Here is a 14646-nt window from a genome sequence, read left to right on the forward strand (position 1 = left end):
GTCCTTTTCAATACCGGCCAGACCAAACTCTTGGTAACGATCACGCCAGCGCCCCACCTTTTGTCGGCTGATGCCCAGCTCTTCGGCGATCTCGCCGTTGGTCTTCTTCTGTGCAGCCAACAGCACGATTCTTGATCGTTCCGCCAATCTGACCGATGTGGAACGAGAGCGGGAAAGTCGCTCCAGTAATTCACGCTCTTCGTCTTTGAGCTCAATATCAACTGCAACCCGCATAATGTTTTTCCAGAACCAAGAAACAGCCCTTATTTTACATTAAATACGGCGGGGTACACTAGCCGGTGGTTGTTGAGTTGACTGATCTAGTCAGAAGGTTCAGGTGCCGGAACACACGAAATGTGTTTGGTATCGCCCGGGACCGCAAGTAGAGGTATGCACAGTCAGTCCAGTCCTATGGATAAAGCCGGCTTTCTGTTACAGTCGAGTGTGCTGCGTGGAAGTTGGAGGGTGATGATGCGTTATCCGCTGTTTGGTGTTCGGCGAAGGGAGTCGCTCGGTAGTCTTAATCACTATCTGATAGGCTTAGCCTTGGTGGTGGGTGCGGTTTTGTTGCGACTGATGATCACTTCAGAAGCGACAAGTGCCGCAGCACCCTTTATTACTTTTTTTCCAGCAACAGCGCTGGCGGCACTCATCGGTGGACTGGGGCCTGGCATCATGGTCGCTGCATGTGGGGCGGTACTTGCGTCTACGATATTCTGGACGCACCCGGTTTTTGAATTTGTAGCCGAGGATTGGGTGCTGCTCTGTTTTTACCTTGTCACCGAAATCATTATCTGTCTGGTTATCGATGCGATGCATTCTGCAAACAGCCGTTATCTAATGCTGATTGAGGAAGTTGAATCGAAAACAAAAACACATCCATTCTCACGGGAAACAAATCAGCACTGCCGGCAGGCTAAAAACGACGGATAAGAATTAATAGTCGATAGGGAGTGGAAGCCGGATACAGAACACTGTTCTACCCGGTCCCGAGACAACAAGGTTAACGTCCCCACCATGTACCATGGCAATCTCCCTTGCAATGGACAGCCCCAAACCTGAACTGCCAAATTTTGTTGATGACATAAAAGGTGTAAACAGCCGGCTTATTATCTTTCCAGATATACCTGGACCGTTATCAGCAACATCCAGTTCAAGCATGTCTTCCTTGATGAATGTGGAAACGATAACTTGATCGGCGCCAGCTTCCAATGCATTTCTTATCAGGTTGCTGACCGCTCGGTAGAGTTGTACCCTGTCGGCAACTACATGTAGCTCCTGCGATACTTGGTTAATCAGCTCATAGGGTGGTTTTACATGACATTCTTTAAAAAGCTCGTCAATCAGAGTAGACAAGAGAAATCTGTGTGGGTTGAGATCGAGGACCCCGTCCTGGGCAAAGGACATGGAGCTTCGACATAGCTCCACCGATCGATCAATAGCCGCTAACAGTCCGGGTAATATTCTTTGGACCTCTGGGTCAGAACTTGTTTCAAGCGTATCCGATGCCAACATCACCGAGGAGAGTGTGCCGCGCAGATCATGCTGAATTTTTGTTACTGCCATTCCGATGGCAGCCAGGCGTGTCCGATATATTAGGGCGGCACGAATGTCATTCTGCATCTGCCTGAATGCCTCTTCGGCTATACCAATCTCATCAACCCTGCCACTGCAAATATTGCTTCGACTGGCATCAGCGGGTGCGCGGCGGAAATCCAGGATTATGCTGGTTAACCGCTGCAGTCTACGCACTACAGCGATCTGAAGAAATCCATAGAAGGAGATCGATACCAGTAGCGCTGTAAAAAGCGCGGTACCGATGGCGCGTTTGGTATTTTCCATTGACTGCCAAAAAAGATCATGGCATCCCACATCTATCTCCACTAGGATAGCGTTTTCCCCATGAGGATCACCGGCGATATGAATTACTTTATTGCCTGGGCTTATGGCGGTCTGCAGCATCATGCCCAGCATTGAAGGGATACTGGAATTGCGTAGGTCATAGTACACGTTATGGACCAGCGGCATGTTTGGTCCCAACATCAGGATGCTGTTATCTGATTTGCGAACAGTAATGCCGAGTACGTTTGCCTGCTTTAACAAGCGGTTCTGTAGAGAAGTATCGATCAAACCGTTGGGTGATGCTTCGAGTGAAATTGAGATGAGATAAGCGGCAGCTACACGTTCTTCCAGCCAAGTGGTGCTGTAGTGGGAAATGAGGGGGAGTGTCATCAGTGAGGTGACAAGAAGAATCACTAGCAGTGAAAAAAGAATAACGCGAGCTGAAAGGCTATCTTCCAGTAGGTTAGCACCCTTTACTTGCAATATTGTCTTCGCAGGCTTATTTTCTGCCTCGGCATCCTGGGTCGGCTGTGTCTCAGTCCGTATCATAAGAAAAATCCCAAGGATGAATGTCGCGGTTAGTGGCTCTGAACAGCGGCAGTTGCTTACCAATGATAGTTTTCAATGATATTCGTTCAGTCGGGTTGGTGCAGTAAAGGTTGCACTCAGGCGCGTCGCGCGGTGCGGACCTCACCGTCAAGTCGGTATCCACCTGGTTCCGTAATCAGGAGGCGTCGGCTGCCATCGGAAGGCTCGATCTTTTGGCGCAGTCGGTAAATGTGGGTCTCCAGAGTATGCGTTGAGATCTCCGCGCTGTAACCCCAGACAGCACCGAGAAGCTCATCACGGCTGACGAGAGTTCCTTTACGATAGAGGTGTTTAAGTATTGCCGATTCCTTTTCAGTCAGGCGAACACGTTGTCCGTTGACGTTTGCCAAATACTTGTCCGTCGGTTTGAACGTGTAGGGTCCAAAATTCAGCGTTACATCATCGTGTTGTTGATGTTGGCGGATCTGTGCGCGTAACCGGGCTAGTAGCACGCTGAAGCGAAACGGTTTCACGATGTAATCATTCGCTCCAGCTCCTAGTCCACGGATTGTATCTTCATCGGTGTCAGAAGCGGTCAACATGATGACGGGTGTGTTAAAACCACGCCTTCGCATTGAACGGCAGATATCGAGTCCATCGCCATCGGGTAGGTCCAAATCGAGACATATAGCGTCAAAGGATTCATTCAGCACTCGTTCATGCCCCCCCTTCGCAGTTGTTTCGGTAAAGACGTTATAATCCCAGCGTTCAAGCTGTTCCGCCAATGCCTGGATCAGGTGGACATCATCATCGATCAGAAGAAGGCGATCTAAGGTCATTATATTGGTTCCTACGCGTTCGCGAAAATTACTCCGGTAAAAGAATTAGGTATAGGGAATCATTACATTCTGTGAGGCGCATCTCTTTCCAGTCGAGAAATCTAAATCTGATGATGCAGGCCGTCTGAATATCACTGATGACCCCTTATTCTCCTACAAGACACGACTTAATTTATTAACGGCCTTGAATTGAGTTGTATCATAGCTTGCGTGTAGTGGTTTGCACTAGTGTCCAATGTCGAGAACGTTGACAAAGATCAATACTTATCTGCTGCGGACTCGGAAAAGGTCAAGCTCTATCCCGTTATCGCTATTACATAGACGCAGGGGGAGTGACCCGACTATATGCGTCCGGCGCATTAAGTTCATCAGCAAGGTCAGCAGTAGATGCTACTGTAACCAATTGGCAGCCAGTAATTCAAACCCGGCACCGGGAGATTCCTGGGGGTGCCTATTTCCCAGTCTAACGCTAGGTTTGTTCACGAAGACGTGAACTCACGGGTTTGTGATTGGCCATATCGAATTCCCAAGCCCACACTATCCGCGTGTTTCAAATAATGCTTCGGTTGCTTTGGATCTACCAGTATGTCTGTGCCGACAAACGTCACGGTGGTCAGGTGGTCATCTTTACAAATACCTGCGCTGCCAGAAGCCGCGCAGGAAGCGCTACGGCAGCTATGATCGTCGTGGACAGATCAAAGGCGGGTCTGCATTGACGAACGGCCCGCAGTGGTTGAACGGCGCTCTCGTATCGGTGACTGGGAGGCCGATGCTGTGATCGGACAACCGGGTGGCGCCGTGTTGGTCACCCTGGCCGAACGCAAGACACGACAGTGCATCCTGGCGCTGTCTCCCGACAAATCAGCCAAGGCTGTCAAAAAGGCCATTATTGGAGTGCTCCAGCCCCATGCAGTTTATGTTCACACCATCACCTATGACAATGGTAAGGAGTTTGCGCATCACAGAGAGATCGCAAGTGCTCTCGATGCAAGCGGTTACTTCGCTCATCCATACCATTCCTGGGAGCGAGGATTGAATGAAAACATGAACGGCCTGATTCGCCAGTATCTGCCCAAAGGCAAAAGCTGAGCGTGATCACGATAATCGATGTGGTTATGTTCACGCTATTTGATGGTGCCTCCCGCGGCGCAGAACGCGAGTGTAATGACTGGCTTCCCTGCCGGTGTTGGTGAGGTTTTGAGATTAGAAGGTTGCCAGCTCGTTGTTGAAGTCCTCAAACAGATCCTGTGAGATTGATCACCGTCCTGGTGGTAACGTCGTAGTTGAGCGGCGTAGTGGTTTTCGAACGCGGTGGTGAGTTCGTACAGGAAGTCGAGCCTATACTCTACTCAGGATTGCAATGAAAATTGAACGCGTCCATTGGCGGAATTACTTCGGTGGATTGGCTCTGGTTTTTCTGTTCGTCGAGGGGATGACGGGGATTCTTCTTTCTCTGTTCTATGAGCCCACCCTGGTCGGGGCCTACGACAGCATAAAGGAGCTCTACAGTGATTTTCCCGCCATCGGCGCGTGGGTCAGAGACGCTCATCGATGGAGTGCCTTACTGCTGTTCAGTGCCATCTTCGTACATGCGTTGAGAAGCCTCGTCAGAAGGGATTTTCTTGTGACGACCAAGAGAATCCGGACCTTGTGGGTTGCCGGGGTTCTCTTGACAGTGGTGCTGGGACTTCTCCTGCTGACGGGGTTCGTTCTTCCGTGGGAGTGGAGGGCCTACTGGACGATGGAAATGCTCTCGAACTATTTCGGTGCCATTCCCCTCGTCGGTTCGGTCTTCGAGGAATTCCTGGTGGGAACCTTTACGCTGAGCAGGAATTTCGTGGCCCATGTGGTGATCCTGCCGGTCATTACTCTCTTCCTGCTGGATATGCACCTCGTCGTTGTACGCAGACGCACGGGCGGGGTGAGTGCCTACCTTTTCAAACATAGCCTTCTTTCCCTGCCGTTTCTCGCCGCGGCCGCCGCTCTGACGGTTTTCGTGCCCATGCCGACCTCGGACCCCTTCGTCGTTCCGAGGCCGTTCGAGGGCGAAGGGATCCCGGTTCCGGAATGGATGTTCCTGATTCTCGTCACACCCTACCTCGGCCACGGCGAAAATGCAGCGTTCGCCTGGGGGTTCCTCCTGCCTGTCGTACTCTTGGTCGGCTTGGTTATTCTCCCGTTCCACGCCGGGAAGGAGCGAAGCAGGACGAAGAAGGAGGATCATGCAATGGCCGTCGACTCTTCGGTTTCCAGGGGGCGTCGCGCGGGATTGGCGCGTTCCGGGAAGGTGCGAGCGGGGGTTGTGGCAGTTGCAGTCGCGGGCCTTGCGACGGCCGCGTTCGGAGGATTGTACTCACAGGTTCACGTGGCTCCCGTAATGGGCTGCAGTTCGTGTCACAATGTTGCGAGGGGAAACAGAATGGGGAAACCACCGGTTTTTTTCAAAGACAGGACAGCCATACCGCTCAATGACGATCCGGAATGGCTGGTCAAGCACTACTACTTTCCCCAGAAATGGTCCGAGCGTACGACGAGGAAGCCGCGGCCCGTGTCAAGGTAGTTGAGCGCTTACAATATGTTGCCGATGGCTAAATCGAGATCGACAGCAACGCCTCGGAGCCTTCTCGGACGCGCGGAGGTTGATTGTCAATGCGGCCTTGTCCAAGGATTTTTCCAGGCTTTGGTCAACTCCTCACCACTCCCGGCAAAATACTTTCGTCTCGCTCCTTTTGCGTATGGTGGCTTGAATGCCAACTATCGCGCCAGTAAGGGTTTCAGTGAAACTTCGGAGACTATTTGTTGCCCTTGATATTTCTCGTCGCTTCAAATAGTTAGTGACAACGTTATTGGCTCACTACGGTCCATGAAAAGGTCAAGCCCTATCCCACTATTTCTATAGATGCAGGGGTGCAAGTGAGTCTACTCGTATACGCCAGAAGCATTAAGTTCCTCAGCAAGGTCAACAGTAATCTTCAATAGATGCTTTTGTAACCAATCCGGTAGCCAATATTCCCAGCCCCGGACGCTGGGTGATTCCTGTTGAGTTCATATTTCTCAGTTTAACGCTAGGTTGGTTCACGAAGTCGTGAGCTCACGGGTTTGTGATTGGCCATATCGGATTCCCAAGCCCACACTATCCGCGTGTTTCGAATGATGCTTCAGTTGCTTTGTATTTTGTTAGATGTTTGCAAGGTGGGGCATCCTGATTGTCATTTGTTGTTTGCATGACGGTATTCGGGCGTGATTTAGAAATCCGCACCCGAGTAATAATGTGGCACTGGGAGATTGAATAATGAACAAGTTCGGTTCAACACGTCGCGGTTTTTTGAAAGCCATGGGGCAAGTATCCCTTGGGATGCTTGTAAATGGATCCATAGTGATGCGCACGCTGGCGCAGACCAAGGATCCAATGATGCAGCATGACTATACGGGATGGGAGAATTTCCATCGTGAGCAGTGGTCCTGGGACAAAAAGACCCGCGGCACACACTTGCTCAACTGTACAGGTTCTTGCCCGCATTTTGTCTACACCAAGAATGGTGTGGTGATGCGTGAAGAGCAATCGAAGGATATGCCGAAGCTAAGCGGGGTTCCCGAATACAATCCGCGTGGCTGCAACAAGGGCGAGTGTGCCGTCGACTATCAGTATGGCCCCCACCGCATCAAGTATCCGCTGATCCGTGTAGGCGAACGGGGCGAAGGCAAGTGGCGTCGTGTTTCCTGGGATGAAGCGCTTGAATATGTCGCAAATGGAATTGTCGATACCATTAAAAATGACGCTTCCGACTGCATCAGCGTATTCACTCCGGTACCGGCAGTTGCCCCAGTCTCTTTCGCAGCCGGGCATCGCTTTGCATCCTTTATTGGTGGTCATACGCACACCTTTTTTGACTGGTACGGCGACCATCCTACCGGGCAGACGCAGGTCCAGGGTCTACAGGGTGATACCTGCGAAACCGCCGATTGGTATAACGGTCGAACAATCCTGATGTGGGGCGCTAACAGCGCCTCGACCCGTATTCCCGATGCGCACTTCCTTCAGGAAGCCGTATTGAACGGCAGCAAGATGTATGTCATTTCCCCCGATTTCAATTCCACGGCCACCAAGGCGGACGTGTTTGTTCCAATAAAGCCGGGAACTGATGCTGCATTGGCTTTGAGCATGGTGAACGTGATTGTCAAGGAAAAACTCTACGACGAGCATAATCTGAAAGAACAGACAGATCTGCCGTTCCTGATTCGTACCGATACCAAAATGTATCTGCGTGAGGCCGATATGGTGGAAGGTGGCTCAGAGGAGAAGTTCTATACCTGGGACACCAAGACAAATAAACCGGTATTGATGAAAGGTAGCTGGGGCGAGCAGCCGGAGACGAAAGCCAAAATCCAGCCGGGATTCATGGGTCGTAATACGTTTGTTTTTCCCGATGGCCATCTTGACCTGGGTGATCTGGATCCGGCCCTTGAAGGTACCTTCAAGGTTAAGCTTGTGGATGGTGTGCAGGTAAATGTTCAGCCGGTATTCGAGGCTTACAAGCCCAAACTGAACGAGTACACACCGGAAAATGTTTCGAAGATCACCGGTGTGGCGCCTAGCGTTATCATTCAAATGGCGCGTGATTTCGCCATGAACAAGCCATCAATGATCATCACCGGTGGTGGCACAAACCACTGGTACTGGAGTGATACGGTTCTGCGCTCATTCATCTTGTTGTGTGCAATGACCGGCAACGAAGGTTACAACGGAACAGGCGTCAATCACTATGTGGGTCAGTGGAAGCCTACTCCCTTGCTGGGCGTTGTTAAGCTTTCGTTCCCTCACAGCCCTAAAAAGCATCGCTTTTGTCAGACCACCATCTGGACCTACTATCACGGCAATGTCTATGATGCGATGGAGAATGAAAATATTGATACCGCGAAATATCTCCGTGAATCATTACAAACCGGACAGATGCCACTGTACCCGCAGAATGGGCGTGACCCCAAGGTCTTTATCTGCTATCGAGGCAATTGGTTGAATAATGCCAAGGGACTCGATTATGTATTACGCAACCTGTGGCCAAAAATGAATTTGACAGTGGATATGAATTTCCGCATGGATTCCACTGCGCTTTATTCGGATGTGGTATTGCCAAGTGCACATTGGTATGAAAAGACCGACCTCAGTATGACCGAGGAGCACTCCTTTATACATATGACCGAGCCAGCTATTGCTCCGCTGTGGGAATCAAAACCGGACTGGGAGATTTTTGCCCTGCTATCCAAGAAGGTGGGTGAGGTCGCGAAGAAAAAAGGCTTCACAAAGTATTTTGATGAGAAGTTCAATATAGCGCGCGATCTCACCAAGCTCCATGATCAACAGACTGATGGTGGAAAGCTGGCGACCGATGAACAGGCTTGTCAGTTCATTCTGGATAATGCGCCTCAGACACAGGGCATGACCCTGGAGATGATTCGCAAGGAGGGGCCACAGCGTTTCAAGAGCAACTGGACTTCACCTATGAAGGAAGGTGTTCCATACACGCCGCTTCAACACTTTATCCAGAAAAAGAAGCCGTGGCCGACGCTGACCGGACGTGAACAGTTCTACATAGACCACCCGACATTTTTCGATTTGGGTGTTGAATTTCCTGTATACAAGGCTCCTGTTGATGCAGATCAGTATCCATTACGCTTCAACACGCCACACAGTCGTTACTCTATTCATTCGACCTGGAAGGACAATGTTCTGCAACAGCGTCTGCAGCGAGGCGGTCCGTCGTGCGAGATTTCACCGGTCGATGCCAAGGCTCGTGGAATCAAGGACAACGACTGGGTAGAGGTCTTCAACGATCATGGCCGGGTGGTGGTGCGGTGCAAGATCCGTAATGGTGAACAGTCAGGCCGGGTAAGTATGCATCATGAACCCGAGCTATACGTGGACTTGCTCGGAGGGGGGAATTCACAGAGCCCGTTGCCGGTGCGCATAAACCCCACGGCCCTGGTCGGCAACTACGCACACCTTACGTTCAAGCCCAATTACTACGGGCCGGGTGGTGTTCAGCGCGATGCACGGGTCGAGGTACGTCGCTACACGGGTTCTGTCACCGTCTGAAAACTGTGTGATTAAGCAATATCCGGTTATCAGCACCTGCTGCTAACCCCGTATGAGGATTATAAATTATGTCAAACAAGATGCTTACAACCCCGATGCGTCAGTTGACTTACATTGTTGATCTCAACAAATGTATTGGCTGTCAGACGTGTACCGTGGCCTGCAAGAAATTGTGGTCCACGGCGCCAGGTCAGGAGTTTATGTACTGGCGTAACGTAGAAACTACCCCCGGTCTGGGATATCCAAGAAACTGGCAGAATAAGGGCGGCGGATATAAGAATGGCATGCTACAGAAAGATGGCCACCGGCCGACCTTGGATGAATACGGCGTGCCGTTTGAGTTCGACTATGCCGCGCGCCTGTTCGAGGGCAAGAAGGGCCGGGTGAAACCGAGCCCTGAACCACGCTGGTCGCCGAACTGGGATGAGGAACAAGGTGTCGGTGAATACCCAAACAATATATTCCAGTATTTGCCACGCATGTGTAACCACTGTGAGAATCCAGCGTGTCTGGAAGCCTGCCCAAATGACGCTATCTATAAGCGTGCAGAGGATGGACTGAACATTGTTAATCTGGAGAAATGTAAGGGTGCGCAGGATTGCATCAAGGCCTGCCCTTACGGCAAGGTGTATTTCAATGAAACTGACCAGAAGGCGAATAAATGCATCGGCTGCTTCCCCAGAATCGAAAAGGGAGTAGCTCCAGCCTGCGTTGCTCAGTGTGTGGGCCGCGCAATGCATGTTGGCTTCATTGATGATGTGGAGAGCTCTGTATACAAGCTTGCCAACGTCTGGAAGGTGGCTATACCAATGCATCCTGAATTCGGAACCAAGCCTAATGTGCTCTACATTCCACCCTTCGTGGGGCCGGCTATGCAAGATGAAAATGGCAATATGATGATGACGCAGAAAATGCCATTGGATGTACTGCAAGGTTTATTCGGGCCTGAGGTCGGTGGCGTGCTTGCGGTGCTGAAGGCTGAGCGTGCAAAGAAGATTGCCGGCCAAGGTTCCAAGCTTATGGACACCATGATTGGTGAGTTGAGTGATTCAATGATGATTTCTCCAATGACCTGAGGATGATTACGGGGTGGGGTTGTTGTTGGCCCCACCTCAATTTCCACGGCATCAATACGCAAGAGGTTTTTACGATGCATATTAATACCAATCTATCTGGCATAATTTATTTCGCTCTTTTGTCAGGTGCCCTTCTGCTCAGCCAGCCAATTCATTCGGCCGACCTGGCTGCAACCTATGAAGGCAAGGAGGTCTGTATCAAGTGCCATGACCTCCAGGGTGAAACCTTCGAGGAGACAGTGCATGCGAAGGCCTTCGACTCCCTCAAGCCCAAGGTAAAATCAGAAGCTAAACAACTGGCAAGTCTCGACCCAACCAAGGACTACACCAACGATACCAACTGCATCGGTTGTCACACCACAGGCTACGGCGAGCCCGGTGGCTATAACACGGATTTACCCGGTGGCTTGGCTAAAGCACTGCGGGGGGTGACCTGTGAGGCTTGTCACGGAGCAGGTAGCATATTCCGTGAGCAACATGGCGAGGCGGAGAACAAACTTAAACGTGAGGGTGAATATACCGATCGAAAAGTCTTGATCGCTGCGGGCCAGAACTATGATTACGAAGCCAAGTGTGTGGCGTGTCATCTCAATTACGAAGGTTCCGACTACAGCGGTACTCATCCTCCTTTCACGCCTTTCACGCCGACATTGGATGAAAAATATAAGTTTGATTTCATCAAGTCAGTGATGCACAGCGGTGAGAATGGGATTAAGTCTATCCATGAGCATTTCAAGCTTATCGGTGTATTCCAAGGAGAAGCGCCGGCTCTGCGGGATGAATTGCAAAAAAATGCCATCGATCCAAATGACTATTGATCGGGATGAGTGGATCCCTGTCCTGAAATGCGGGTAATTAGGAGCAAGAACGATGAACGAATCGGTTAGTGGACAACAGGAAGGGCGCGCAAGTTTGTATGGAATGCTGGCGCTCGGATTTACGTATCCAGATACAACATTGCATGAATTCTGGAATGATGGAAGTTTTGTTGCGGAGCTTGGGGCGGCAATAGATAAAGCGGCGCCTGAGATTATGGAGGCCTTTCAGGTGACGCTTGCCCCAGCACTCAAGATGACGGTGAATTACGAAGAGTTTGAAGCACTTTATCTGACTGCGTTTGAAACGGATCTTCCGAAGCGTAGCGTCTCACTTTATGAGGGGAGTTATGTGCAACGTGGTGGTAAATCGGACTTGTTGCTGGAACTCAAGGATTTCTATAGCAATTTTGGTTTGGAGGTTAGCGAAGAGCTTCATGAGTTAGAAGACCGGATTACAGCCGAGCTGGAATTCATGCAATTCCTAGCATTGAAGCAATCCCAGGATGGGATCGATAAAACCCCGTACATTATGGCGCAGCGTGATTTTCTAGAACGTCATCTGGCACCTTGGATGCCTCATCTACAGAAAGAGGTATACAAGCGTAACATAGGTACCTTCTATATAGGTTTAACGGATTTGCTGGCCAGATTCGTTGAGGCTGATCTGGAATACCTCAGGAAGATTGATCCAGATATTGAAACGCGGTCCGCACAGCGTTAAGGAATATCAGATTCCGTTACTGCGTACCATAGATTGAGAAGAGAAAAGTTGAAATGAAATTGCCAGGTTTGACTAGAAGAATTGGATGGTTCGGTGGTACTACGGTTCTTGGCGCAGTGGTATTCGTTTTTGCGGGAATAATATTTTGGGGCGGTTTCAATACCGCCATGGAGGCAACTAATACACTGGAATTTTGTATCAGTTGTCATGAAATGGAGCAGACAGTCTATCGCGAGTATACCCATAGTATCCATTTTTCCAACAGGACGGGTGTCCGTGCCACATGCGCTGATTGTCATGTGCCCAAGGACTGGATGCATAAGGTCGTACGTAAGGTGCAGGCAAGCGGTGAAATCTACCACAAGTTGATGGGTACTATCGATACTCCAGAGAAATTCGAAGAACGACGGTTGTACTTGGCCAACAGAGTGTGGGCAACCATGAAGTCAAATGACTCCAGAGAGTGCCGGAACTGTCACAGTTGGGAGGCAATGTCTTCGGATGCACAGAAGCCGACCGCCAAGCGCCGGCATCGCAAGGGTTTGGCAAATGGCGATACATGCATTGACTGTCACAAGGGTATCGCTCACAAGGATATTTCCAAATTTTATGATCCCGAAGCGAATGGAGGTTAACAAAATTATGACGCGTAACAAAGGGAATGTCTCAATAGGCACAGAAGACTCCGTCATGACAGCAACACCAGGAGGCCCAGGCAAACGGAGAGATAAGTAAATGCATCAGTGTGATTGGTGTTTTACGCCAGTTAGATTTTTAGCCACCGGGGTGATCCTGGAATCTTTAAATAACCTAGCTTTACGATATAGAGAAGGAGATAACACTGTGAACAAATCAAAGCGAATCCTTACGGCAATTGTCGGGATCGGACTGATGGGCATGGCAACACTTGCCGTCGCGGCCGATAAGATGATGGTAGATCCGGCCAAGATTTTGAGCGAAACGAATGTATATGGTTTGTACAATACCTTTAAGGTGCAGCCGAGCTACTATCAAATAAGCATGGCTGACCGCAGCAAAGCAGCCGCCGAAGTTGAGGCCGTAGTCAAGAAGCACAGCGACTCGGTCTTTGTTCAGGCGTACCTTACGCGGGGTTTTAAGAGTGAATCAGACTTTCTCCTGCGGATGCATGCTTATGAACCAGCTGCCGCGCAGGCGTTTCTAACTGATTTCTCGGCCACGAGTCTGGGCCGGAACTCAAAAGCAACCTTGGCCCTCATCGGTGTCACTAAAGGTCTTAATCATACAACCAAGGAAAAGTCGCCCAATCTTCTGAATGCACTGAAAAGCACGTCCTACTCGGCAGATGCGCCTAAATACGCGTTCGTGATTCCTATCGACAAGAGCCCCGAATGGTGGAATAAGACCGAAAAGGAAAAACTCGCAATGATGGAAGATCACACAATCCCAACATTGCCGTACCTGGTTAATGTCAAGCGCAAGCTCTACCATTCCACAGGGCTTGATGACACTGACTTCATAACCTACTTCGAGACCTCTGATCTGGTTGCCTTCAACAATCTCAATATCGCGTTGCATTCCGTATCGGAGATGCTCTACAACACGCGTTATGGCGATCCCATCGTGATGGGAACAATCATGTCGGTTACCGATGTCGTGGAAGCCATTTCCAAATAGTGAGTTCAAGGCAAGGTAAGTTCCCCCGGCAAAAGCCGGGGGCTTTTTAGAGTCCCCGATAGGGATCTGTAAACCCCTCGCCTTTAGGCGACGGATGGCGGGGTATAGGATATGCTCGGGAAATGGAAGCATACAAGAAAGGGAGCTACACGGTATGGGATTGTAAGTACCATCTGGTGTGGACGACAAAATATAGATATCCGGTCACTGCTGTCCCATAAATGCTTAACGAAAAGGCCTGATAACCAACTTGTTTTGATACAATGAAATCGCGACAACAAGTCATTGATCAACAAAAAAGGAAATCGGGCCTTGGCTCATAATAATACCGTATTTTCTCAATTACTCAAATTGGTTCCGCGACATGAATTCGAGGTCCTGGCAAACCAGCACCATGCGGGCCGAAAACTCCGCAAAATGACCCGCCGGTCCCAGTTCGTCGCCATGGCGACAGCACAGCTATCGGGCCGCTCCAGCCTGCGTGACATGGTCAGCAACCTCTCTGCACAGGCTGCCAAGCTTTATCATTTGGGCGTCGCACTGGTCAGCCGTTCCTCTCTGGCCCGTATCAACGAGCAACAACCCTATACCTTGTATGAGCAGTTGGTCGGCAAGCTCCTTGCTCGTAACCGTCCGGCGTAAAAAAGTCATTTTGTGTTATTCGGTAGGCATTTTGTGGGTGTATCTGGTGTGAATCCAAGTGGTCATTTACGGGGCATGAAGAGTTATCACAAAAAGTCGCCGGACGGTTACGAACTTACTGGCGTTCTGTCAAACTAGTGTACCCCGCCGTATTTAATGTAAAATAAGGGCTGTTTCTTGGTTCTGGAAAAACATTATGCGGGTTGCAGTTGATATTGAGCTCAAAGACGAAGAGCGTGAATTACTGGAGCGACTTTCCCGCTCTCGTTCCACATCGGTCAGATTGGCGGAACGATCAAGAATCGTGCTGTTGGCTGCACAGAAGAAGACCAACGGCGAGATCGCCGAAGAGCTGGGCATCAGCCGACAAAAGGTGGGGCGCTGGCGTGATCGTTACCAAGAGTTTGGTCTGGCCGGTATTGAAAAGGAC

Annotated in this window: 13 protein-coding genes and 1 pseudogene; 11 read left to right on the forward strand and 3 right to left on the reverse strand. The window is 50.2% G+C overall.

Going from position 1 to position 14646, the window contains the following annotated elements; all coding sequences use genetic code 11:
* A partial coding sequence (locus tag A3GO_RS0118425; protein ID WP_157606875.1) for a helix-turn-helix domain-containing protein occupies positions 1-234 on the reverse strand: 234 nt, incomplete at its 3' end.
* Between the two features lie 234 nt (positions 235-468).
* On the opposite strand from A3GO_RS0118425, the gene A3GO_RS0118430 reads away from it, so the two are divergent.
* The gene (locus A3GO_RS0118430) at positions 469-933 is read left to right on the forward strand and encodes a DUF4118 domain-containing protein (protein WP_211245105.1); all 465 of its coding nucleotides are present in this window, start codon (positions 469-471) and stop codon (positions 931-933) included.
* A 3-nt stretch (positions 934-936) separates the two neighbouring features.
* Here the strand turns inward: A3GO_RS0118430 and A3GO_RS0118435 are convergent, their stop codons facing one another.
* Both A3GO_RS0118435 and A3GO_RS0118440 read right to left on the reverse strand, forming a co-directional pair.
* Positions 937-2391 carry a sensor histidine kinase gene (locus tag A3GO_RS0118435; protein ID WP_029134661.1) on the reverse strand — a complete coding sequence of 485 codons (1455 nt, stop codon included), beginning with the start codon at positions 2389-2391 and terminating at the stop codon, positions 937-939.
* A 116-nt stretch (positions 2392-2507) separates the two neighbouring features.
* Complete coding sequence (locus A3GO_RS0118440) at positions 2508-3209, reverse strand: response regulator transcription factor (RefSeq protein ID WP_029134662.1); 702 nt, start codon at positions 3207-3209, stop codon at positions 2508-2510.
* Positions 3210-3938: 729 nt separating this feature from the next.
* Here A3GO_RS0118440 and A3GO_RS24500 point away from each other — a divergent pair.
* The 10 genes and pseudogenes from A3GO_RS24500 to A3GO_RS0118490 form a co-directional block, all read left to right on the forward strand.
* Positions 3939-4298, forward strand: a complete 360-nt coding sequence (locus tag A3GO_RS24500) for an IS30 family transposase (RefSeq protein WP_051302619.1) — start codon at positions 3939-3941, stop codon at positions 4296-4298.
* A gap of 271 nt (positions 4299-4569) precedes the next feature.
* The gene (locus A3GO_RS0118450) at positions 4570-5769 is read left to right on the forward strand and encodes a cytochrome b N-terminal domain-containing protein (RefSeq protein ID WP_029134663.1); all 1200 of its coding nucleotides are present in this window, start codon (positions 4570-4572) and stop codon (positions 5767-5769) included.
* A gap of 732 nt (positions 5770-6501) precedes the next feature.
* Positions 6502-9303, forward strand: a complete 2802-nt coding sequence (locus tag A3GO_RS24505) for a molybdopterin-dependent oxidoreductase (protein WP_037375984.1) — start codon at positions 6502-6504, stop codon at positions 9301-9303.
* A gap of 68 nt (positions 9304-9371) precedes the next feature.
* Positions 9372-10379, forward strand: a complete 1008-nt coding sequence (locus tag A3GO_RS0118460; RefSeq protein WP_029134664.1) for a 4Fe-4S dicluster domain-containing protein — start codon at positions 9372-9374, stop codon at positions 10377-10379.
* 74 nt (positions 10380-10453) lie between these two features.
* Positions 10454-11197, forward strand: a complete 744-nt coding sequence (locus A3GO_RS0118465; protein WP_051302621.1) for a cytochrome c family protein — start codon at positions 10454-10456, stop codon at positions 11195-11197.
* 52 nt (positions 11198-11249) lie between these two features.
* Positions 11250-11918: a molecular chaperone TorD family protein gene (locus A3GO_RS24510; protein WP_037375986.1), complete on the forward strand. Its 669-nt coding sequence runs from the start codon at positions 11250-11252 to the stop codon at positions 11916-11918.
* A gap of 53 nt (positions 11919-11971) precedes the next feature.
* Entirely contained in the window at positions 11972-12553 is a 582-nt protein-coding gene (locus A3GO_RS24515) for a NapC/NirT family cytochrome c (protein WP_051302625.1), read from the forward strand.
* A 208-nt stretch (positions 12554-12761) separates the two neighbouring features.
* Positions 12762-13574, forward strand: a complete 813-nt coding sequence (locus A3GO_RS24520; RefSeq protein ID WP_051302626.1) for a chlorite dismutase family protein — start codon at positions 12762-12764, stop codon at positions 13572-13574.
* Positions 13575-13886: 312 nt separating this feature from the next.
* Positions 13887-14201 (forward strand): annotated as a pseudogene (locus A3GO_RS0118485) (DUF4372 domain-containing protein); the annotation flags it as partial.
* Positions 14202-14412: 211 nt separating this feature from the next.
* Positions 14413-14646, forward strand: a 234-nt coding sequence (locus A3GO_RS0118490) for a helix-turn-helix domain-containing protein (RefSeq protein ID WP_157606875.1), incomplete at its 3' end; no start/stop codon positions are given.

The sequence above is a fragment of the Sedimenticola selenatireducens DSM 17993 genome (assembly GCF_000428045.1).
GTDB lineage: Bacteria > Pseudomonadota > Gammaproteobacteria > Chromatiales > Chromatiaceae > Sedimenticola > Sedimenticola selenatireducens.